The organism is Acetobacter lambici, assembly GCF_011516885.1.
Taxonomy (GTDB): Bacteria; Pseudomonadota; Alphaproteobacteria; order Acetobacterales; family Acetobacteraceae; genus Acetobacter; species Acetobacter lambici.
The window spans coordinates 1-22284 of the sequence record NZ_WOTD01000024.1; the positions used below are offsets into that span (position 1 = coordinate 1).

A 22284-nucleotide genomic window follows, 5' to 3' on the forward strand; every position below is an offset into this window, starting at 1 on the left:
ACAGAGGGCTGCCCATCCAGAATGCCTCCTTCAGAGAATGGTCAGCATCCTGTGAATCACATTTTTAAACCGATGGGTACCCCGTGAGTCAGGCCAAACAATGGTTGGTATTACCCCCCACTGGCGCTGGTCAAACGTGGCATCACTCTGGATCTGGGTTAGGGTATTGCCGGTAAAGTGCATGGCCACATCAAAGGTTAGCGGGTGGGTCTGGCCGCGCATACTCAGCTTGCCTACAAGAACGGTCTGCGGCTTGCCCTGACGGATTGTGGGTTTGCACTCCCCCACAAAACGCATGTTCGGGTGGTCATCCCCATCCAGCATAATGCCTGAGAGCATGATGGCCCGCAGCACGGCCGACCCGACCTTGAGGGACTGCACCCCCATACTCAGTTCCACGTGGCAGCTCTGGTCCTCGGGGTCATAGGTCAGATTACCCTCGACCTGTTCAAAGCTGCCTTCAATATTGGTTACGGCTGTTTTGGCATACAGGTGGGCCTGCGTATTGGCTGGCCCCAGCACCACATGCGGCGGTTTGGCCGCAACGTGCCCGGTCGTCAAAGCCGCACCTGCAAGGGCTGCACATACAAAAAACACCGCCTGACCAGTCCGCATGAGCACAGAACCTCCCCAATGGCGGCATCCAGCCATTGGGCCGCTCCATACCCCCTGTTAACGGCTGGCGGGCCAAAAGGCTGCCTGCGCCGCGATGCGCATCGGGCACGACCCCGTGGCAGGTTGCGGGCTGCTTACAACTCGGTCCACTGGCGCATGAGGTTATGGTACGTGGCCGTCAGCCCCAGCACGGCGGGGTGGTTGTCGGGCAGGGTTTTGCGCGTTTCCATAATGGAATTGTCAAACTGGTACAGTAATGCGCGTTGCGTATCATCGCGCACCATGGACTGGGTCCAGAAAAAGGACGCCCAGCGGCTCCCCCGCGTAATGGGGCTGACCGCGTGCAGGCTGGTGGAAGGATAGACCACCATATCCCCCGCTGGCAGCTTAACGCTCTGCTGGCCGTATGTGTCCTGAATAACCAGTTCGCCGCCATCATATTCATCTGGCGCACTTAAAAACAGGGTGGAGGAGACATCCGTCCGTAAGCGGAACCCCGTGTCCGGTATGGGGCGAATGGCGTTGTCCACGTGCATGTCAAACTGCATGCCCTCGTCATAACGGTTGAACAGGGGCGGATAAACGCGCAGCGGCAGGGCCGCACTATGGAACAGCGGATTACGGCCGAGTGCCTGCAAGATCAGGTCACCCAGATGTCTGGCGGCATCACTGTCCTGGGGGATCTGAAGGTTGTATTTGGCCTTGGCCGACTGGTCCCCCGCCGTCACCTTGCCGTCCACCCAGTTCTGCTGCTCCAGAATCTGGCGGAAGCGCGCCACTTCCTCCTTTGTCAGAACTTTTGGAATATGGACCAGCATGCACCTGTGCTCCTTGGCTGAACATGTTGGCCGCTTATAGGTGATAATGCGAGTTATTATCAATATAAATGCGCATCCATCCTCCATATCAACACTCCGCGCCACCCCTTGCATCCCAACCGTTAGGGTATACAGTCCACTCCCTTACCCGGCATGGGCCACACCCCTTTGTGCCCAACACAAAAAGCATAGAACAATGCCATAGCCACCAGCACACAACAGCCACACAGGCACATTGGTTGTGATATGCACAAATACCACAGGCCGTGCTTTGTATTATAAACGCGGTTCGTATTATACTGTGGCGTTCATAATCTGATATGGTTCTTGTCCCGCGCGTTCAACAATCCGTACCGAATCATATTTTATATATTTCTATCAAAGGGTTCCGTTAACACATGTCTCCCGCATTTATTACCTTGTCTCCCCTTAATCAGATGAAGGAGACAATGAACGAGACCCCAGCACATATCCGCGAAATTTTACGGACCGTGGTCACGGACTCCGGGCAGAACTGCGTGAACCTGTTTTACACAGCGCTCTTCCAGCATGAACGCGCGGCCATTTTTTTGGAAAAGGAGCTTGTTGAGGTCAAAATGCGGCCCCAACTGCTTGCCTGGATCCAGAGCCTGTTTTTTACCGATGCGGACCATGCCGAGGAGTTGAGCGAACTCCAGTGCCGTGTAGGTGCCGTCCATGCGCAGTTGGAAATTCCGACCGATATTGTTGTGTACGGAATTTATATTATAAAACAAGCACTTGTTGAGGGAATAAAGGCGTCCACCTCCAATAAGGACGATACAATTGCCGCCATTATTTACCTGAACAACATGATGGACTTTGCCTTCAAGTTCATGATCAAGGCTTACGACATCAACTTCCGCAAAAAAGTGGAAAGTGACGAGGCCTTCCGCCTTGTCTCCCTCGGGCACAATATTTCCTACGAAAAAGAAACACAGATCAGCACCTTTTCGGGCTGGAGCACGCAGGCTTTTTTCTGCCTGTGCAAGGGCCATGCGGCGGACCTGCCCACTATTGCGGAATCCGAATTTGGCCTGTGGCTGACCCATAAGGGCATGAGCCTGTTCAAAGGCACGCATGAAGCCATAGAAATCCAGAACAAGGTGCGTGATCTGGATGCCAAGATCGAGACCATTCACCAGACCGGTGTTATTCCAAGCGAGTTCCCAACCGAACTCCACAAAGCCATTACCAGCCTGACCTTTCTGATCGGGCGTGTATTCCGGCATCTGGAGGAAGTGGAAAACGGGCGCGACCCGCTGACCAAGGTTTTCAACCGTCGATTCCTTGACGTGGTTATCCAGAACGAGATCACCTTTGCCCTGACGCATGAAAAACCGTTCAGTCTGGTTATTCTGGACATTGACCACTTTAAAAAAATCAATGACCGGTTTGGTCATCTGGTGGGCGATGAGGTGCTGTGTTTTGTGGCGGAAATTATTGCCGCCAACGTCCGCGCCAACGACTTTATCTTCCGCTATGGCGGAGAGGAATTCCTGATTGTCCTGACCGAAACCACGGTGGCGGACGGGCTGGCCTGTGCGGAGCGTATCCGCCGCGCGCTGGCCGAACAGCCGCTCACGCTTTCCTCCCACGATCAGGTCAATGTTACCCTCTCTGGCGGTGTGACGTCCTTTGAGGGCGAAACCAACAGCCGCCTGCTGATCCATCAGGCGGATGAAGCGCTTTACAAAGCCAAGAATAACGGTCGCAACCGTATTGTAACCGCGCACCACGGCCCTTGAAAAAAGCCTGATTATATTACGAATTTATCAGCAATGCGGCTCACACTCCCTTTGTATAACACGGGGAGCAGGCGCGGATGGCTGCCCTCCGCTTACCGCAGATTTATGCATAATGCATTGATTGAAAACATTTTTATATCTATGCCGCGTCTATTCCGTTGTACGCTTGGCTGCAATTCTCTTCTGGCATTGCAACAAGTGCAGTGCAGAAGCGCCATGTTTTCTTGGTAATAAATTTTTTTCTGAGTTTACTGCGTATTTTATTGATTATAAAATCACCAAACGAAAACTAAATAAATCACATTCAATCTCTACGAGTAAACTATGTATGCCTGACTGTACCATCGCCTCCACGTGGGATGCCGGAACGCTTCCCCCGCCCTCACTCCCGCACAAAGAGTTCATCCGGGGTGTGAGCAATATCCAGAACGGGCATGGTCGTCGCGTTGGGTTGCTGGCTGCGCGTATCAATGAACTGGCAGGCTTTGGACTGAACCAGAGCATTATCCAACTCGCCGGAGAACTGCACGATACAGGCAAGGTGCTGACCGGGGGGGACATTCTGCATGCCCCGCGCCCACTAACCCCGGAAGAAAAAAGCGTTATTCGCAAGCACCCGCTGCTGGGGCTTGGCGTGCTGCAATGGTACGAACACGACTTCCCGCGTGAGGTTATGGATGCGGCCCTGCTCCACCATGAACGGTGGGACGGTACAGGCTACCCGCTGGGGCTAAAGGGCCAGAACATTCCGCTGTGGGTGCAGGTGATTTCTGTTGCCGATACAATTGATGCCTGCCTGTCCAAGCGGAACTACAAACACTCATGGACACCAGAAGCCGTTCGCAAAATTCTGCAACAAGAAGCCGGGCGCGCGTTTGAACCCAAACTAGCCATTCTGTGCGCCGACCATCTGGACGATCTGCTAGAAGTCTGGAACGCAGATTACGCATGGGAAAAACTGGGGAACAAGCTCCCCGCCAACCTGCACTCCAACTAACCCCCGAACACGCTGGCCGGGGGTTAAGGTCTGCTCAGGCTGTTACGCTTTGCAAAACGGTAAAGCCCTCAAACACCGGCGGGCCTGCGGTCAGCGCACGCCCCTGCCCCGCTCCCGCATGAGCCTGACGGAACTGCTCGGACTGGGTCCAGCCCACGAACGCATCGTATGATGCCCATACGGTGTGCGAGGCATAAAGCCTGCCGCCCTCTTTTTCCGGGCCACGCAGGAACTGAAAGCTGATAAAACCGGGAACAGTCTGCAACAGCACCTCCCGGTCCAGCCAACGCTGTTCGAAGGCCTCCTCATTCTCGGGCGTGACCAGAAAACGGTTCATGGCAATATACTGGGGCATGGTCTGTGTGTTCCCTCTTATACGGGTGGTGGCGCAACAGGTTCATGCAAGAAACCAGAAAAACTTAAGCCCCTGCATGCCATGCCGCCAAACCTGATCCTGCGCCCAAACAGGGGCACCAGCAACAAGAAATCCGGCCCGCCAGCCCCTGCGCCATACACCCCGCATCCCACGGACCCGCCTGCGTAATGCGGCCCACATGGCAGCAGAGCCAGCAACTTGTGGCGCATGGCCCTAGCCCTCGCGCACCCCGCGCGGGGTGCGCAGCATAAGCCCCACAACCAACGCAAATGCACCAAACATAAAGCTGCTGCTCACGCTCAGGCTGGCGCTGATCGCCCCTTTATAGGCCTGTATGACCTGTGCATGCATGGCGGGGGAAAGCCCACCAAGGGCAACCATGCCCTTTTGCAAAAACACCGATACATCCATCTTAACCGGCAGGGTGCGCAGGGAATGCTGCAAGGTCAGCGCCATAACGCCGCCAGAAAGAGCGACCCCTAGTGAGCCACCGAGCGAGCGGATAAACGACATCATGGCCGTGGCAATGCCCAGACTGTTCCTTGGCACGGCATTCTGGATCATGACCGTGGCATTGGGCATGCCAATACCCATGCCCACACCAAGGCAGCCCATGCTGAGCAGAAAAAACAGTGGTTGCGCGCCATGCCGGGCGCAAAGGGCAAGCAGGCTGAGTGCTGTAAACTCAATTCCCACGCCAATGGCCAGCAACAGCGCGTAACGCTGCGTTCTGGAGGAGACATACCCACCCAGAATGGAGCTGACCATCATGGTGCCAACCTGTGGCAGCAGCATCACCCCCGAAAAAGCAGGACTCTGCCCCAGCACCAACTGGTAATACAGGGGCAGAAAAACCATAGACCCCATCATGGCAAAAGACATAATGCCCGTTGCCACCACACAGACCGAAAAACTGGGAATACGCAGCAACTCAAAACTGACCAGCGGCTCGGGCGCACGCCGCTCCTGCACAATAAATGCCCCAAAAAACGCGCAGCTTCCCCCCAGCAACGCAAAGGTCAGGGGGGAGGACCACGCAAGGGACGTACCCGCCGCATTGAACAGCAGCAAAAAGCCCGCTGTTGCCACGCTCAGCAACGCCGCACCCCAATAATCAATCCGGGGTCTGGCCTGCGCGCCACCGCCGGGCAGGTTGAGCATGATCAACGCAAAAGCCAGCAGGCCAACGGGCAGATTAACCCAGAACACCCACCGCCAGGACAGGGCGCTGGTCAGCACCCCGCCCAAAAAAGGCCCGGTTACACTGCTCATGGCAAAAGCGCCCGTAAACAGCCCCTGGTAACGCCCACGCTGCTGCGGGCTCACCATATCGCCAATAACCGTCTGGGAGAGGGTCATCAGCCCCCCAGCGCCTACCCCCTGCAACCCACGGAACAGAATAAGCTGCCACATGCTCTGCGCCACACCGCACAAAAGCGAGGCCAGCAGAAAAGACCCAATACTGAACCCCAGCAAAGGCCGCCTGCCAAACATATCGGACAGTTTGCCATACAGAGGCGTTGCAATGGTGGAGGTGAGCATAAAAGCCGTAACCACCCACGACATGCGCGCAAGCCCGCCAAGGTCGCTTACAATCGTTGGGAGCGCTGTGGAGACAATGCTCTGGTCCAGAGCACCGAGCACCATGGTCAGAATAAGACCAGCAAAAACAAGGGTCCGTGCTGTGGGCGTATAGGCCAGAGCTGTTTGCGTTACGGGGGAAGGCTGCACGGTTTTATCCTGTTATTCAGTCATCCGCAGGGGCGCGGGCCACATGCTGCGGCTTGGGGGAAGTGCGGCTTTGGCCTGTACACCCCCCATAACTTGCACGGCTGGGAGCGGGCGTCAGCCCATGGCCTCCACATCCCGCACCGAGGCATCGGCCTGCCCCATAACCCAGTACCCCGAAGCCTTGACCCACTGGACCGGCACGTAGCGTTCCTCCAGCAGGTAGCGCCGCACGGCTCTTGCCACATGGGCCTCTGCCCCGACCCAGACAAAGGTGCCCGGCTCAATGGCGATCTGGCCCAGTGCCGCCAGAATGGCCTGTGCCTGATCCGCCTGCTCCATGGGCCGGTGTACCCAATGTGCATGATGGGTGGCAGACGTTGCAAAATGCTGTTCGTCCGCTGCCCCCGGCACGGCCACAACGGTAGTAGCACTTGCGTGCGCGGGCAGTTCCTCCACCCGGCGGCCAATGGCGGGTAGCGCGGTCTCATCCCCCACAAGGAGCCAACGCGCCGCAGTATTGCTGATAACACGCGAGCCTTTTGGCCCGCCAATATCCAGCCTGTCACCCACCTGTGCGGCGCGTGCCCATGCGGCAGCGGGGCCACCGTGGTGGTCCACAAAGTCCAGCACCAGCGTTGCAGTCTGCGGGTTGTAATGGCGGGGCGTGTAATCCCTGCGCACTTCCGCCCCATCCGCTCCGGGTAGAAAGATTTTAATATGATCATCTGGAGCAGCGCTGGCAAAATCGGCCAGTTCCGGCCCGCTCAGGGTTATGCGGATCATATGGGGGGTCAGGCGTTCCACCGCCGCCACGCTCAGGCTCCGCCTGCGCAGGGGGTGGCGCACGGGTTCAATCATGGGGGCGGGCGGCCAGAGCCGCCCATTTTCCGGCGTTTGCATGCCTGTCTGTCTCCTTGTTTGGAAGCGTGTAGCCGCCAGGCCGTGTGGTCCGGGTACGGACTTAAGCCTGACCGATTGCGCGGGCGGCCTCGTCCAGCACGGCGGCAATTTTTTCCGCTTCCTGCGGATCCAGCCCACCGTTGCGCAGCTTCAGGCGCATGGCTGTTTTCAGGTTTTCCATCGCACGCATAACGGGCACTGGCGCGTTGCGTCGGCCACCACGCTCTGGCGTGTCGGTGCTGGCGGCACGGGCCAGAATTTCGTCCAGACCTGCACGGTTGGCTGCCAGAAAAGCCTCACCTTCGGGGGTGATGTGGTAGGTCTTGCGCCCGCTCTCCTCCGTGGGGCGGATATGGCCTGCTTCTTCAAGCCATGTGAGGGTGGGGTAGATCACGCCCGGACTGGGTGTGTAGCTGCCAGCAAACTTGTCCTCGATGGTTTTGATGAGTTCGTACCCATAGGTCGGATTTTCCCCGATCAGGCTCAGCACGAGCAGACGCATCTCCCCGTAATCGAACAGCCGGTGGCGACCACCCCGGCGTCCGCCGCCGCCCCGCCCGTGGTGGTGGCGGCCATTCCCTGCCGGGCCGCTCTGGCCTTCTGGTGCAAAAAACTGGTGGCGGTGACGACCGCCTGCGTGTCTGTTTTTGTGTTTCATGATTCCGATATACGTCCCGATATATCGTAAGTCAAGATATATCGGGATATGTTTTTTAGAATGCCCCCCATAGCCCGCAAATCCGCCTCAGACTCCTCGCATACCCCGCCCCCCACAGGCAGGATTGACTTGCTGGGCGCATTTTATTCATACTGCATGCGGCAATGGACTCTGCCGGATTTTGGCTCCCCAAAATCGAACCGCCTTGTTGGCTGATGATTCCTACCCCGCAAAACCATGCGTGAGGGAGGAGTGTGTCCAGATCCATGCCCCACATACATAAACAGAGCAGACCACCCAGCCGCAACGCCTCTGGCGTGGCCAAACCTTGCCCAGCCCCCACGGACCGCACAGGCAGGAACCCCTTGTAATGCGCCTCCTTAGTGTTGTTGACACACCACAGACCGCAGCCCAGACCCTGCACACCGCAAGCCAGTTGGCCGAGAGACTGGGGGGAGCGGATATTTGCGCCTTCCACCCCACCCCGGCCACCGACCCGGATTTTCAAAGCCCGGATGAAGGCATGCCAGACTCCGCACAACCGTCCGCCATGCCGCAGACACTGCCGATTATGTTGTACTTGGCCCCGCCAGTGCGGATGCCACGCAGGCCACACGGCAGAGCTTTGCCGCCACACTGTACGATGCGCAGGCAACAGTGGTTATGGCACCCCCCACCCCACTCCCCACCTTTGGGCAGCACCCCGTTGTGGCATGGCAGGACACACCAAACCTGATCCGCGCCGTCAACGCCGCATGGCCTTTGCTCCGCACCGCCAGGCATGTGACCATTCTGGTCGGGGAGCACCAACCCAACGCAGTACCTGACCCGGCCTTACTGGCGCAGTTGCGCGCCAGTGGTGTGGCAGTCACGCTGGAGCGGTTTGTACTGACAGAGCAGAGCGTGGGCGAGCAGATAAGAACACGCGCAACACAGGCCGGAGCGGACCTGCTGGTTATGGGCGCGTATGGGCGACCGCATTTTATTGAATGGCTGTTTGGTGGCCCTACCGTGGATCTTCTGGCCCATGCCACGTGGCCGATCCTGACCCACCACTAACAAAAACAAGAACTGCAATAACAGGGTTTTCCATGTTGACTAATATTCTTCCCTCCCTCCTTATCGGCCTTGCCGGCGCTGCTGGCACATTGCTGCGCTACTGGGTGGGGTTGGCCACACTACGGTGGAGTCAGGTTCTGCCGTGGGGGACAATTGCCATTAATGTTTCCGGCTCGTTCGCCATTGCCTTTTTTGGCACCCTGACGGCAGCAGGCGGCCGCCTGCCTGTGTCCGAAACTGGCAGACTGGTGTTTATGGTCGGGTTATGCGGGGGGTACACCACGTTTTCGTCCTTCAGCCTGCAAACGCTGGACCTGCTCAAAAACGGCGCTCCGGGGCGCGCACTCTTAAACATCGGGCTCTCCGTAGCCCTGTGCATGCTCAGTGTGAGTGCAGGGTACGTTGCCGCACAGGCCATAAATGGCATGAATGGGAGCGAAAACTGATTTCCACATCTATGTTTTGTTTGTATCCATCTGGGCGGGTGCCACACTCCATGGCGGGTTGGCAAATGCGTTTTCCAGGTAATCCAGCAAAGCCATAACCCGCATGGGCCGGAGCGGGCTTGCGGGGGTTACAAGGTACAGCGTTATGGCGGCGGCATGCCACTGTGGCAAAAGGCATTCCAGCCGCCCATCGCGCAGGGCGTCCCACACCATAAATTCGGGGAACAGGCCATAACCCAGCCCGGCCTCCAGACAGGGTAGAAACGCCTCGGAATTATCGGCCCCAAAACCTGCGCGCTGGGCAAGCACAAACTCCTTGCCCGCCTCCGCATGACTCAGGCGGATAATACCCGGCGCGGCCGTGTTGGTGTACACAAACCCCTTATGCGCCTCCAGCGCACGTGGGTGGTCGGGGCGGCCATGCTTGTCCAGCCATGCCGGGGCGGCCACCAAAAGAAGCCGAAAACTGCAAAGGCTACGTGCCCGCAAGGAAGAATCCGCAAGAGTTGCAATGCGTAACGCCACATCGTAGCCATCGGCCACAAGGTCTACCACGGCATCGCTAAAATCTATGCTCAGGTCCACATCGGGGTAGCGTTGCATGAACGCGGGCAGCACCGGCGCAAGGTGGCGGATGCCAAAGGTCATGGGGGCGGCCATGCGCACCCGGCCAGATGGACGCTGCCTGCCGCCGCGTGCCTCGACCTCAGCACTCTGGGCTTCCACCAGAATGCGGTTGGCGTGGGCAAGCAGTGTCTGCCCGGTTTGTGTTAAGGACAGGTGGCGGGAGTTACGGTGGAACAGCGCCACCCCCAAAGACTGCTCCAGCCTGCTAACAGCCTTGGAAACCGTGGGGCGGGAGAGTTGTACATCATCCGCCGCACGGGCGAAGGAACCAAACTCCGCCACTTTTGCAAAAATGGCCCATGCCTCAAAATCTGGCAGTCGCATGTTTATGTTCCCGCGCCATTTTTATGCACCCAGTTACCCCCCACATAAGCAGTCCCGACCAAGGAATGGCCATAACACACCACCATGACCGCCCCTCCCCCAACCATTGTTTACACCGCGCCCCACGGCTGCGTCCGTGGTGCGAGACCCAGAACACGCCGCGCCTTGTGGTTGCTCGCACCATCCAGATTGTTCTGGTAGTACACACTCTCCTCCCCCAGTTGCTGCACGGCGGCCTGTTCCGTCATATGGCCCGGCGCCGGTGCCCCAACCCACCGGGCATAGGCGGGCAACCATGCCTGCACCAAGGCGGGCTGGTCATCGACGACGTTGTAAACACCACCCGGCGCACTCAGGGCGGATACTGTTGCCGCAGCCGCATCGTCCACATGAATGAAGGAGAACACACTCCGCCCCGCCCCGATCAGGACCACCTCGCCCCGGCGCATGTGTTCCGTAAACGCGCCATCAGGCCAGTACCATGTGTGGAGGCCATAAAAAAAGCCATAGCGAAGGGATGTTCCGCGCATATTTGGTGCACTCATAACGCGCTTTTCCAATGCGGCATACATGCGCGCACTTTCGCCCATATGGCCCGGCGCTGCAATTTTGAGCAAGGCCGTATCGTCCGCCAGCCCTCCGGCTCCATCAAGGTAAAAACCACAGGACTGCTGAATATACCGCGCCACGCCACAGGCCTGTGCCGCATCAAACAGATTGCCCCCCCTTGCAGGCGTAGCACCCGGTCGGCTGGCAACCTGTGTGGCAGGTCAAACGGACTTGCGGGAAGCGATGTAAGCTGGTCCACCACGCAATCGGGGCGCAGGCGCTCCATAATGGCAAAAACCGCAGCCCGGTCCAGCGCATTCCCCTGCACCACGCCAGCCCCCAGCGCGCCCACAACCTCCACCCCACGGGGGCTTTGCGCCATGCCCCAGACCTCGTGCCCGGCATGGCGCAATTGTGTGATCAGGGGGCGACCCAGAGCACCACTGGCCCCGGCTACAAGAATTTTCATGTCTGTTCGTCCGTTTGTTCAGTGGGCGGGAGCCACAAAGGGGGCGGCCTTGTCCTTGACAAAAAAGGCAATAAACCGCGCAGGCTCCGTGGTGCTGGCGTTGCGCCCGATCAGGTGCACATCGGCTGGTCCTTCAAAAAAGCTTTGTCCTTCATGCAGTGTTACGGCGGCCCCACCTTTGACCTGCATGACCACACTGCCCCTGAGCACATACACAAAGACAGACGCATTATGCCGGTGCACCGGGTCTGCTCCGCCGGGTGGGTAATCAACCAGCAGCATGGCTCCCTCCTTACCGGCAAGGCCGGGCAGGTCGTGGGTGAGCAGTGGGGTCACGCTGGTGGGGGCGGCGGATACAGGTGCAGGTGCAGGTGCAGGTGCAGGTGCAGGTGCAGCGTGTGCCTCAACAGACCCCAAACAGAGGGCTAATCCACAAAAAGCGAAAAATTGGCGCATATGCGGACCTTTTTTATAAAAATGTCTGTTATGTATCATGCTTGTTCGGCGCGCTTTTTTTGCCGCTCCCTGCTGGTTTTGCGGGTGCGGGCACGCTCCTCAAACCAGTGTTGCACTTCGCCAAAAAAGGCCGGGGGGGCTTTGTTACTCACACTCAGGGCCACAGCGGCCAGAGTGGTCTGGGCAAGTTCGGCACGCATGGTCTGCTCGGCCCGCAGCATAACGGCATGAATACTGCATACACCCCGTTCGGCCCATTCTGGTGGAGTGTTGCCAAACAGGGCGCACCGCCCCCTGATTTCCTGACAGTTAAAAAGTGTTTTGCGCCCTTCGGCAGCGTCCACCACGTCCAGCACACTGATCTGTGCCGCCGGGCGGGCTAGTTGGTAGCCGCCGCGCAGCCCTTCCACGGCGCTGACAAGCCCGGCTTTTTCCAGCCGGGGCATGAGCTTGGCCATAAAAGCTGCGGGAATACCCTGCATTTCTGCCAGATCAAGGCTGCTAACCGGCTCGGGGTGGTCCACCAGCCAGAGCAGGCTGTGCAGAACATATTCAGTACTTGCGCCATAAAGTGCCATACGCGGACCATATTAGTCCGCGTTTTGATTCGCAAGCAAAAAACCGCCCCGTAGGGCGGTCTTCATGCTGTGCTGTTTTTACGCCGGAACGGCCTGCCCCGCTCGCAAACCCGTGGTCATACGTGGGAGCATCCACCTGCCCACGCCAGCCTGCCAGCACCGTCCACCCAAGGGCAGACGGCCGTAGTTGCAGCCCGGCCTCTACCGGCTACGAAGCAACAGGCTGGCTCAGCCGCCCACAGGCATAATGCGCGCAGCCCGACTGAGCGCCATAAGCGGGAAGAACTGGCGGTACAGGTCATAACGTAGCATAAATGCGCGGGAGAGTTCGGCCCCCTGTTGCAGGCGTTTGGCCACAGCCGGGTCATCGAGCTTGATGGTCTGCCCCACGCCGTAACCGGGGAAGCCTGTGCCGGTGAACTCTTCCTCCGTCCAGCTTCCGTCTGTTTCCTGCCGGTCGATCAGGTATCGGCAGCCACGCGCAATGGCGGGGTGGTCCTGCTCGCGGTTGGCCGCAATCAGCCCCATAAGCGCCCATGCGGTTTGTGATGGTGTGGTGGTGCCACGCCCAATGGAGGAAATATCCATATAGGAGGCGCAACTTTCGCCCCAGCCGCCATCATCCTGCTGGTGGGCGATCAGCCAGTCACACGCACGCACAATATAGGGCTGGGTCATGTCCTCCCCAATAGCGGCAAGGGCGGGCAGCACCGCGCCGGTGCCGTACAGGTAGTTCACACCCCACCGCCCGAACCAAGCACCCGACGCCTCCTGCTCCGCGCGGATATACGCAAGTCCGCGCTGGAGAGCGGGGGTCTGGCGTGGCACGCCCAGCAGGCCAAAGGCCTCCAGCACATGGGCCGTCACATCGACCGAGGGAGGGTCCAGTGCCTCGCCAAAATCGCAGAATGGTATTTTGGACAGCAGGCTCCGGTTATTGTCCTTGTCAAACGCGCCCCAGCCGCCGCAGGTGCTCTGCATGGCAATCAGCCAGTTCACACCACGGGTTATGGCGGCCTCAACACCTTTTTTCTTCCATTCCTCCCGATTACGGCACGAAGAAAGTACGATCAGGGCCACGGCTGTATCGTCCGTGTCGGGGTAACGGTCGTTGGCGTATTCAAACGCCCAGCCGCCCGGTTCCACGTCTGGCAGTTTGATCGACCAATCCCCTTTTACGCGCACCTGCCGCTCAAGCAGCCAGTCCAACGCCTTGTCCATCTGGGGGGTGTAGCGTTCCTCGGCATTGGCGTCATGCAGGGCCATAAGGGCCAGCATTGTGTCCCACACCGGGCTGTTGGTGGCTTGTACCCACGAGGCATTGCCCTCATCCCGCCGCCAGCCCGGATCGTCCAGCGCGGCCAGAGCCTTGGCCATGACCGGGTGGTGGAACTGGTAGTCCTCCCCCCGGAGCGCCATAAGACCGTACACCCATGGGGGCTGAATACCGCCCCACCCGCCGTCGGCGTCCTGGTGGCGGATAATCCATTCCAGCATATGGCGGATGGCGGCCTCGCGCACCGTGTTGCGCTTGAGGAATTTGGACTGGAGCCAGTGCAGACCCCGGTCGGTGGTGCGGAAAAAGCTTGACCACAGGTCCAGCCCTTCCTTTTTGGGCAGGACGTAATCAAACGTCTCGCGCCCACCGGGGAACAGCGCATCCAGCCGGTCCTGCGGGCGCAGGGGGCGGCTTGGGCGGCGGGCGGACAGAATGGCCAGCGGCACCAGCGTCGCACGGGCCCATTGCGCAAAATTATAGATGGAAAAAACAAATTTGTTGGGGAACCAGATCACCTCTGGCGGCAGGTTGGGGGTTTGCTCCCACGGCCATTCGCCAATCAGTGCCAGCCAGTACCGGGTGAATACGCGAATATTGCGCAAGCCCCCCACACGCATGATCCATGCGCATGCTTTGCTCAGCTCTGGCGTGTCCGCCGCATAACCTAACGAGCGCAGGGCGGCGTATGCCTCCACCGTTGCGTTAATGTCACCATTGCCCGCACCCAGGTATGTGCCCCATGACCCGTCCTCGCGCTGCATACGCAGCAGGGCGTTGCCAAGGCGGGGGCGCAGGGGGTGGTCTTCGAGCCCGAGGTACCACAGGGCGAGGCACCATTCCGCCTCCATGGAGGCATTGGAGGCCACCGGCCCCACCCAGTGCCCGTCGGCCTTCTGCTCCCCTATCAGCCAGTCACAGGCGGCAGCTACGGTGTGGGCCAGACTGTTGCCCATGCCCGTAAAAGGCGTGGAGGTTGCACTTGAGGGAGTGGGGGGAACTATAGCAGACACGGCCGCCTTCACTTTCGAGGGGTGGAAATTCGTATTCATGTGTGAATACCTGAACACAATATCAAAGTATATTCATGCAAGGTCAGGCGCTTATGCGGGACTGACCTCCGTGGGTAAAGCCAGTTTTTGAATATCGGCAAAAACGCTGGTCCATTCTGCATCCTGCATATCGACAAAGCCGAGACTTCTTAGAAAAAAAGCCCCTTCTGCTGCAAAAATCATTGTGCGTATCTGCCGTGCTTCCACGGTATGGCCGTCCCCCTGCCCCAGCCAGCGCGCATACCACGCCTTGATCGGGGCCAGATGCCGGGGCGACTGGAGCAGGGTTACCAGCATGCCCACCATGCGGGCACGGGCTGCATCATCTATGCGCCCACAGGCCTGCACGTACGCCCGCGCAAGGCTGACCGGGCCAGCGGCAGCCCCACGGCAGCGGGCCACGTGCGTGTCAAACACCAAAATCCAGCGTTCGATCAGGGCGGCTATCAGGTCGTCCTTGCTGCCAAAGCAGTATTGCAGACCGCCTTTGGTAATCCCTGCCTCACGCGCCACCGCATCAAGCGTAAGTGCCGTGGCCCCGCTACGCTGCACAAGGTGCTCCGCGCAGGCCAGCACTTTTTCGCGGTCTATGGTTCTGGGGCGGGCCATGCCGTTACCTTGCCAAGTTTAATTCCATCCGGACGGAATTAAACCAGAGCACTCCCCTTTTCAACCCCATGCCAGCCATGAGACCACCCGGCCGATTTTAACACACACCACACATTGCGAGACGATACGGTCTCGTTTATTAACGGGACTAGAATGTGATTCGGCGCATAGCCAGCAGGAGAACCCCATGGGCATGAGGCGGCACGCAGGACGACCAGACACAAAAATGTCCGAAGAGCTGGACAGGCTGATCCTGCAAACCGCCAGCCAGCTCTTTGCCGAGCAGGGCTACGCCGCCACATCCATGGAACAGATTGCCGCCAGCGCGCAGGTTGGCAAGCAGACCATCTACCGCCGCCATGCCTCCAAGGAGGCGCTGTTCATGACCGTTATGACCGATCTGGGGCAGAGTTTTCTGTCTGCGGCCGCCCCTGCTGCGGCAACTGTTTCGGCCGACCCGCTGCTGGCCCTGCGCCAGACCATGCGCAGGCTGCTCGACCTTGTTCTCAGCCCGCCCACCATTGCCCTGAGCCGCACCTTTGTGGCCGAGGGCTGGCGATTCCCCGACCTTGTGGAGCATGCCGGGGTACATATTTTTGACCCGCTGGAACGCCTGACCCACGACCTGCTGGTCGCGGTGGAGGCGGCGGGGCTTTTGAACGGCGCGTACGATCTGGTGGAAACCAGCCGGGCCCTGTCCGCCCTGCTGCTTGGTGGTCCGCACCAGCATGTGCTGTTCGGCCGCAACGCCTTTGCCACCAAGGCCGCGCGCGACCATTACCTTGACCAGTCATGGGCCATGTTCATGACCGGCATCCTCTCCCGCACGGCCGCAACACGGCAGGACGTCCACGCATGACCCGGCACAGCTCCCTCCGCCACACCCGCCCCCTTATTGCCTGCGCCAGCCTGCTGGCCCTGCTGAGCGGATGCCACAAAAAACCGGCCCCACCCGAGGTACGCCCCGTGCGCTCGGTTGTGGTGCAACCACAAGACGGCGCACAGGGCGAGTGGCTGAGCGGGCAGGTTGCCGCGCACAAAAGTGTCGCTCTGTCGTTCCGTGTTCCGGGCAAGATTGTGGCCCGTATGGTCGATACAGGCAGTGCGGTCCATGCCGGGCAGGTTCTGGCACAACTGGACAACACCGTGGCCGAGCAGACCCTGCGCGCCGCCACGGCCGATGCACAGGCCGCCAGCGCGGCACTGGCGCAGGCCACCCCGTTGCGCAAACGTGCAACAGCACTGCTGCCGGTCAAAGCGATCTCCCGCAATGATTATGACGAGGTCATTCGCCGCTACAAAACCGCGCAGGACGTGGTGCAGGCCACGCAGGCCCGCGCACGCATTGCGCGTGAGGAACTGGACCACACCACCTTGCGGGCCGATACGGACGGGCTGATTACCGAACGGCTGGCCGAGGTGGGGGAGGTTGTCGCTGCGGGTCAGCCGGTCCTGCGCATGGCGGGCAATACCGGGCGGGATGCGGTGTTTGACATGCCAGCCGAACTGGTGCGCGCAGGGCTTGCCACAGGCACGGCGCTGAGTGTGTGTCTGGATGCCGACAGACGCATCTGCACCGGCGCGCAACTCTATGAACTGGCACCCGATGCCGACCTGCTGACCAGAACCTACCGTGCCAAGGCCCTGTTGCAGGCACCCCCACCCACCATGGCGCTCGGTGCGGTCGTGGTGGGGCATATTATGCACACGACCACCCCCGCCATACACCTGCCCCCCACCGCCCTGACCACACAGGCGGGCCACCCTGCCGTGTGGGTAGTGGACCCCGCCAGCACAACCGTAAGCCTGCGCCCCGTAAGCATTGCCAGCTATGGCACGCAGGATGTGGCCATTGCCGCCGGGCTAAAGCCGGGCGAGCGGGTGGTCACCGCAGGTGTGCAGGCACTCTACCCCAACCAGAAGGTTGCCTTGCTGGATGATGCCGATGTCCGCCCCTGATACCCCCCCACCCCGCTCGGCCATCAACCTGTCGGACTGGTCCATCCGCCACCGCGCGCTTGTGCTGTTCTTCATGCTTGTCATCGTTGTGGCGGGTGTGCGCTCCTACTTTAACCTTGGCCGTAACGAGGACCCACCCTTTACGGTCAAGACCATGGTGATCGAGGCCATGCTGCCCGGCGCCACGCTGGAGGAAACCACACACCAACTGACCGACCGGATTGAAAAGAAGATTCAGGAAACCCCGTATTTTGACTATGTCAAAAGTTATACGGTGGCAGGCAAGACCACCATCATGGTCAATCTTCTGGGCAGCACGCCCAAAGCACAGGTGGCGGACATATGGTATCAGGTTCGTAAAAAAGTAGGCGATATCAAACCCTATCTGCCCTCCACCACCATCGGCCCCTTTTTTGATGATGAGTTTGGCGACACCTACGGTATTATCTACGCCTTTACGGCGGATGGCTTTTCGCACCGGGAACTGCGCGACTACGTGGAGACCGTGCGCGACACCCTGCTGCACGTGCCCGATGTTGCCAAAATTGACACGCTGGGCGTGCAGGATGAGAAAATCTATGTGGATTTCTCCCCCCACACTCTCTCCCGCCTTGGCATAAACGGGGTCATGATCGCCACCGCTTTGCAGGCACAGAACGCCCTTGTGCCCTCCGGCACGGTGGATACCGGCACGGAGCAGATTCAGGTCCAGCCCACGGGGCGGTTCAACACGGCGGAAGATGTCGCCAACGTTACGGTGTACGCTGGCGGGCGCAAGATCCGTCTGGGCGATATTGCCACCATAACCCGTGGCTATGCCGACCCGCCACAAACCCAGTTCCGCGTGAATGGCCACAGCGCCATCGGGTTGGCCCTTGCCATGACCACGGGCGGCAATGTGCTGGCCCTTGAGCGCAACGTTACCGCCAGAATGGCCGAACTGCATGCCCGCATGCCCATAGGCATGGAGGCGCATCTGGTGGCCAACCAGCCGCAGGTGGTCAAGGACGCGGTGGGGGATTTTACCTCCGCCCTGTTCGAGGCCATTGCCATTGTGCTCGGGATCAGCTTCCTCAGCCTTGGCGGGCGGGCGGGCACTGTTGTTGCCTTCTGTATTCCCTTTGTGCTGGCCGTTGTGTTCACCAGTATGGAAATACTGGGCATTGACCTGCAACGTGTCTCCCTTGGTGCGCTGATCATTGCCCTCGGCCTTTTGGTGGATGACGCCATGATCACGGTGGAAAGCATGGTCAGCAAGCTGGAGGAAGGCTGGAGCCTGCCGCACGCTGCCACCTTTGCCTACACCTCCACCGCTTTTCCCATGCTTACGGGCACGCTGGTTACGGTGGCGGGGTTCATACCCGTGGGCTTTGCCCACAGCATTGCGGGGGAATACACGTTCTCGCTGTTTGCGGTTGTGGGGCTGGCCCTTGTGGTGTCGTGGTTTGTGGCGGTGCTGATTGCACCCGTTATTGGCGTGACCATCCTGCGCCCCCACACGCCCCAAACCACAGGCCCAGCGCTGGCCAAAGCACCCACGGCGGAAAGCACGGGCATCACTCCCTCCGACACAACCACGCCCCGCGTCCCTCCCGCACGTGCTGGCGGGGCATCCTCCGGGGCCACGGCCCCACACCGGGGGCGTATTATGGCGCTGTTTGAGCGGTGCCTGCTGGCCACCATGCGCCACCCGCGCACAACGGTGCTGCTCAGCGTGGCGGCCCTTGGGGTGTCCATGCTGCTGGCTCCACTTATTCCGCAGCAGTTTTTTCCCGCATCCGACCGGCCGGAACTGCTGGTCAACCTCTCGCTCCGCCAGAGCGCATCCATGACGGCCACAGGCAATGCTTCCGCCAAGCTGGATGCAATGCTGCGCAATGACCCCGATATTGACCACTGGAGTTCGTATATCGGGCGGGGGGCCATCCGCTTTTACCTGCCGCTGGACGAACAGCTCCCCAACGACTTTTTTGCCCAGACCGTTATTGTTACCAAAAGCGCGCAGGCGCGCGAACGTGTGCAACGCAGGCTGGATACCGCCCTGAGCCGGGATATGCCCGATGTGGTGCACGGGCTGTTCCCGCTCGAACTCGGCCCCCCCGTGGGCTGGCCCGTGCAGTACCGCGTAAGCGGGCGCGACCCCGAAAAAGTGCGCCAGTACGCGCATGATGTCGCCCGGATCATGGCCGATGGCGGCAACCTGCACCTGATCAACTTTGACTGGGGTGACCCGGCCAGAAAACTGCGCATAGACGTACGGCAGGAGGAGGCCCACCGCCTTGGCCTGTCCTCCGCCACCATTGCGCTGGCCATCAACTCCACCGTAACAGGCATGACCGCCACCCAACTGCGGGACAACATCTACCTTGTGGATGTCGTGCTCCGTGCCAGCAATGCGGAGCGCCAGTCCATTGAAGGGCTGCGTAATCTGGACATACGCCTGCCCAACGACCTGAGCGTTCCCCTGTCCTCTGTCGCAAGTATTGCCTATGTGGAGGACTATCCGCTCATCTGGCGGCGCAACCGCCTGCCCACCATGACCATTCAGGCCCAGCTTGCAAACGGCGTGCAGGCCAATACCGAGGTCGCGGCACTGGCGGGCAAAATAGCCGCGTTTAACGCCCACCTCCCCCCCGGCTATACGGTAACGGTTGGCGGCACGGTGGAGGAAAGCACCAAAGCACAAAAATCGGTGCTGGCGGTCATGCCCGTTATGGCGCTGATCATGATGGCGGTGCTCATGGTGCAGTTGCAAAGCTTCAAACGGCTTGCGCTGGTGCTCAGTGTGGCTCCTTTCGGGTTGATTGGCGTGGTGGCGGCCCTGCTGATCACCCGCAACCCCATTGGCTTTATTGCCCTGCTCGGGCTTGTGGCCCTTGTGGGGATGATCATCCGCAACTCGGTTATTCTGGTGCACCAGATTACGATTGAACAACAAGACGGCAAGGCGGAGTGGGATGCCGTGGTGGCCGCGGCCATGATCCGCTTCCGCCCGATCATGCTGACCGCTGTTGCGGCCATACTGGGCATGCTGCCCATTGCCTCAAGCGTATTCTGGGGGCCTATGGCCGATGTGATCATGGGCGGGCTGGCGGTGGCCACGGCCCTTACGCTTATCTTCCTGCCATCACTCTATGTTCTGTGGTTCCATGTGCGCGAGCCCACACCCCCCACGGTGGAGGGAGCCACACCATGAAAAACCCCATAGCCTTCCCGCTCCTGCTCACCCCGCTGCTGCTGGCCGGGTGTGCATGGCTGGCCCCGGAGTATAAGCGCCCGGTCATGTCCCTGCCCGCCACATGGGGCAACACCCCCACCGTTGTGCGCGACACCAGCGCATGGTGGCAAAGCTACAACGACCCGGCCCTTGACCAGTTGATTACGCAGGCCCTGACGGGCAGTGATGATATTGCCCTCGCCAAAAACCGGCTGGGGCAGGCACAGGCCCAGTATAACTACGCTTTTGCCAACCAGCTCCCCATGCTGTCGGTCACGGGCACGGATGCGTATGGCAAGTTCGCCAATGGTCAGGTGAACGCCATGGGCCAGACATTCCATTTTCCCGGCAAGACCAGCAACTTCGGATTTGTGGGCGGCATGCTCAATTACGAGCTGGACCTGTGGGGCAAAAACGCAAGCCTGAGCAACGCGGCCAAGGCGGGCGTACACGCAGCCCTGTACGCGCAGGCCGCGGCACGGCTGAGCGTTGCCGCAGGGGTGGCGCAGCTCTACTTCAGCCTGCGCGCACTGGAGGACAACGTGGCCCTGCTTGAGCAGAGCGTACAAACACAGGATGCCCTGCTGGCCCTTGTGCAACGCCAGTACGATGTAGGGGCGGTGGACGCCATAACCTTGCAACAGGTTACCGAACAGCGCGACGCCGTGCATGCCACCCTGCCCGACATACAGGACCAGCGCGACCGTGCGCAAAGTGCGCTGGCCGTGCTGGTCGGCCAGTCCCCGCGTGAGATTGTGCAGACAGCACTCCCCCATGGTCCGGACATACAGGACCTGAACATACCCGCACCCACATCCCCGCTCCTGCCCTCCTCCCTGCTGGAGCGCCGCCCAGACATTGCCATGCATGAACAGATGCTGATTGCGAGCGACTACAATATTGGCTACGCGCGGGCTGCCTATTTTCCCTCCATCTCGCTCGCGTCCCTAGCGGGGGTGAACAATATTGATATTGATAACCTGTACCGCGCCTCCAGCCGGTCATGGACATTAGGGGCCGCCATGGCCGCCCCGGTGCTGGATTTTGGACGAACGGAAAGTGGCGTCAAACTGGCCAAAACCGGGCGGGATGAGCAGATCGTGCTGTATAAACAGTCCATCCGCACCGCATTCAAGGAGGTGCGGGACGCGCTTTTGGCCCAGAACACCGCACTAGCGCGCGAGCAGGGTACACAGGGGCGGCAGAACGCCGCACAACAACGCCTGAACCTGACCGACCTGCGGCTGCGCCAAGGCTATGCCAGCCAGATAGACGTGCTGGCCGCGCGCGCATCCCTCCAGCAGGCACAAATTTTGTGTGTTAACGCCCGCCTGCAACGGCTTAACGCCTCGGTTGATCTGTACAAGGCCACGGGGGGCGGATTCCAGACATCCCCCATGCCCGGGGAGCGCGGCAAACCGCACAAAAAAACGGCTCCATGACCCCTACGCCCGCTCATGCACCAGACTGGGCGGGCCGGACGCCCTCCAATTAACTAATATATTTCGTGCAATATGGAATCGATTAACAACGCAATTGTGTGCGTATTTATATTGACTCCCCACAACGTTACGCTAAATTAACCCTGCTGTCCTGAACACAAGGACCACAGGCAAGGTGTAACCGTGTTGTTATGGTGTTGTGCAAGCACATCCAACTGACCGCCCGATGTTGGGCAATAGACTGCACCCCTGACTAACAGGGGCTGCCCCTGCCCGCGCGCCATACTGCGCCCCAACGGCCTGATGCGGTTGCAAGGGGCGGTTCCATGCCCTCGCTACAGGTCATGGGGGAGCGCAGAC

At 59.9% G+C, this 22284-nt stretch carries 20 protein-coding genes, 1 pseudogene and 1 riboswitch; of the genes and pseudogenes, 8 read left to right on the forward strand and 13 right to left on the reverse strand.

Annotated elements, in window-relative coordinates:
* Nucleotides 1-30: 30 nt before the first annotated feature.
* Both GOB86_RS10525 and GOB86_RS10530 read right to left on the reverse strand, forming a co-directional pair.
* Nucleotides 31-615 carry a YceI family protein gene (locus GOB86_RS10525; protein WP_194301171.1) on the reverse strand — a complete coding sequence of 195 codons (585 nt, stop codon included), beginning with the start codon at nucleotides 613-615 and terminating at the stop codon, nucleotides 31-33.
* Between the two features lie 134 nt (nucleotides 616-749).
* Nucleotides 750-1433: a Fe2+-dependent dioxygenase gene (locus GOB86_RS10530; RefSeq protein WP_165992290.1), complete on the reverse strand. Its 684-nt coding sequence runs from the start codon at nucleotides 1431-1433 to the stop codon at nucleotides 750-752.
* Between the two features lie 437 nt (nucleotides 1434-1870).
* On the opposite strand from GOB86_RS10530, the gene GOB86_RS10535 reads away from it, so the two are divergent.
* Complete coding sequence (locus GOB86_RS10535) at nucleotides 1871-3199, forward strand: GGDEF domain-containing protein (protein ID WP_277875474.1); 1329 nt, start codon at nucleotides 1871-1873, stop codon at nucleotides 3197-3199.
* Nucleotides 3200-3527: 328 nt separating this feature from the next.
* The gene (locus tag GOB86_RS10540) at nucleotides 3528-4196 is read left to right on the forward strand and encodes an HD-GYP domain-containing protein (protein WP_165992292.1); all 669 of its coding nucleotides are present in this window, start codon (nucleotides 3528-3530) and stop codon (nucleotides 4194-4196) included.
* A gap of 34 nt (nucleotides 4197-4230) precedes the next feature.
* Here the strand turns inward: GOB86_RS10540 and GOB86_RS10545 are convergent, their stop codons facing one another.
* From GOB86_RS10545 to GOB86_RS10560, 4 genes are all read right to left on the reverse strand, one after another.
* Nucleotides 4231-4551 carry an antibiotic biosynthesis monooxygenase family protein gene (locus GOB86_RS10545; protein ID WP_165992293.1) on the reverse strand — a complete coding sequence of 107 codons (321 nt, stop codon included), beginning with the start codon at nucleotides 4549-4551 and terminating at the stop codon, nucleotides 4231-4233.
* A gap of 234 nt (nucleotides 4552-4785) precedes the next feature.
* Nucleotides 4786-6303, reverse strand: coding sequence for a DHA2 family efflux MFS transporter permease subunit (locus GOB86_RS10550; protein WP_165992294.1), 1518 nt, complete (start codon nucleotides 6301-6303; stop codon nucleotides 4786-4788).
* A 114-nt stretch (nucleotides 6304-6417) separates the two neighbouring features.
* The gene (locus tag GOB86_RS10555; RefSeq protein WP_165992295.1) at nucleotides 6418-7203 is read right to left on the reverse strand and encodes a siderophore-interacting protein; all 786 of its coding nucleotides are present in this window, start codon (nucleotides 7201-7203) and stop codon (nucleotides 6418-6420) included.
* Nucleotides 7204-7264: 61 nt separating this feature from the next.
* Nucleotides 7265-7861: a PadR family transcriptional regulator gene (locus GOB86_RS10560; RefSeq protein ID WP_165992296.1), complete on the reverse strand. Its 597-nt coding sequence runs from the start codon at nucleotides 7859-7861 to the stop codon at nucleotides 7265-7267.
* A 151-nt stretch (nucleotides 7862-8012) separates the two neighbouring features.
* Nucleotides 8013-8093: riboswitch (Fluoride riboswitch) on the forward strand.
* 431 nt (nucleotides 8094-8524) lie between these two features.
* On the opposite strand from GOB86_RS10560, the gene GOB86_RS16105 reads away from it, so the two are divergent.
* Both GOB86_RS16105 and crcB read left to right on the forward strand, forming a co-directional pair.
* Nucleotides 8525-8920, forward strand: a complete 396-nt coding sequence (locus GOB86_RS16105; RefSeq protein WP_242012611.1) for a universal stress protein — start codon at nucleotides 8525-8527, stop codon at nucleotides 8918-8920.
* 32 nt (nucleotides 8921-8952) lie between these two features.
* Nucleotides 8953-9366 (forward strand): fluoride efflux transporter CrcB, encoded by a 414-nt coding sequence (gene crcB / locus GOB86_RS10570; RefSeq protein ID WP_165992297.1) that lies wholly within the window; start codon nucleotides 8953-8955, stop codon nucleotides 9364-9366.
* Between the two features lie 9 nt (nucleotides 9367-9375).
* On the opposite strand, the gene GOB86_RS10575 is transcribed toward crcB, so the two are convergent.
* The 7 genes and pseudogenes from GOB86_RS10575 to GOB86_RS10600 all read right to left on the reverse strand — a co-directional run bounded on the left by GOB86_RS10575 (nucleotide 9376) and on the right by GOB86_RS10600 (nucleotide 15306).
* Nucleotides 9376-10317 (reverse strand): LysR family transcriptional regulator, encoded by a 942-nt coding sequence (locus tag GOB86_RS10575; RefSeq protein WP_165992298.1) that lies wholly within the window; start codon nucleotides 10315-10317, stop codon nucleotides 9376-9378.
* A gap of 110 nt (nucleotides 10318-10427) precedes the next feature.
* On the reverse strand, nucleotides 10428-11006 hold the full coding sequence (locus tag GOB86_RS10580) for an NAD-dependent epimerase/dehydratase family protein (RefSeq protein WP_253544160.1): 579 nt from the start codon (nucleotides 11004-11006) through the stop codon (nucleotides 10428-10430).
* 173 nt (nucleotides 11007-11179) lie between these two features.
* Nucleotides 11180-11335 (reverse strand): annotated as a pseudogene (locus GOB86_RS16395) (NAD-dependent epimerase/dehydratase family protein); the annotation flags it as partial.
* An 18-nt stretch (nucleotides 11336-11353) separates the two neighbouring features.
* Complete coding sequence (locus GOB86_RS16110) at nucleotides 11354-11671, reverse strand: cupin domain-containing protein (RefSeq protein ID WP_253544158.1); 318 nt, start codon at nucleotides 11669-11671, stop codon at nucleotides 11354-11356.
* 155 nt (nucleotides 11672-11826) lie between these two features.
* Entirely contained in the window at nucleotides 11827-12369 is a 543-nt protein-coding gene (locus tag GOB86_RS10590; protein WP_165992300.1) for an RrF2 family transcriptional regulator, read from the reverse strand.
* Nucleotides 12370-12597: 228 nt separating this feature from the next.
* Entirely contained in the window at nucleotides 12598-14601 is a 2004-nt protein-coding gene (gene shc, locus GOB86_RS10595; RefSeq protein ID WP_242012616.1) for a squalene--hopene cyclase, read from the reverse strand.
* Between the two features lie 147 nt (nucleotides 14602-14748).
* A complete protein-coding gene (locus GOB86_RS10600) occupies nucleotides 14749-15306 on the reverse strand; it encodes a TetR/AcrR family transcriptional regulator (protein ID WP_165992302.1) in 558 nt (185 codons plus the stop codon).
* A gap of 187 nt (nucleotides 15307-15493) precedes the next feature.
* On the opposite strand from GOB86_RS10600, the gene GOB86_RS10605 reads away from it, so the two are divergent.
* From GOB86_RS10605 to GOB86_RS10620, 4 genes are read left to right on the forward strand one after another with little or no spacing between them, the layout of a single operon-like run.
* Complete coding sequence (locus GOB86_RS10605) at nucleotides 15494-16165, forward strand: TetR/AcrR family transcriptional regulator (RefSeq protein ID WP_242012612.1); 672 nt, start codon at nucleotides 15494-15496, stop codon at nucleotides 16163-16165.
* Nucleotides 16162-17265 carry an efflux RND transporter periplasmic adaptor subunit gene (locus GOB86_RS10610; RefSeq protein WP_242012613.1) on the forward strand — a complete coding sequence of 368 codons (1104 nt, stop codon included), beginning with the start codon at nucleotides 16162-16164 and terminating at the stop codon, nucleotides 17263-17265. The genes GOB86_RS10605 and GOB86_RS10610 overlap by 4 nt, the downstream gene beginning before the upstream one ends.
* Complete coding sequence (locus GOB86_RS10615; RefSeq protein ID WP_408737366.1) at nucleotides 17243-20461, forward strand: efflux RND transporter permease subunit; 3219 nt, start codon at nucleotides 17243-17245, stop codon at nucleotides 20459-20461. Before GOB86_RS10610 ends, GOB86_RS10615 begins: the two co-directional genes overlap by 23 nt.
* Entirely contained in the window at nucleotides 20458-21924 is a 1467-nt protein-coding gene (locus GOB86_RS10620) for an efflux transporter outer membrane subunit (protein ID WP_165992305.1), read from the forward strand. Before GOB86_RS10615 ends, GOB86_RS10620 begins: the two co-directional genes overlap by 4 nt.
* Nucleotides 21925-22284: the final 360 nt, after the last annotated feature.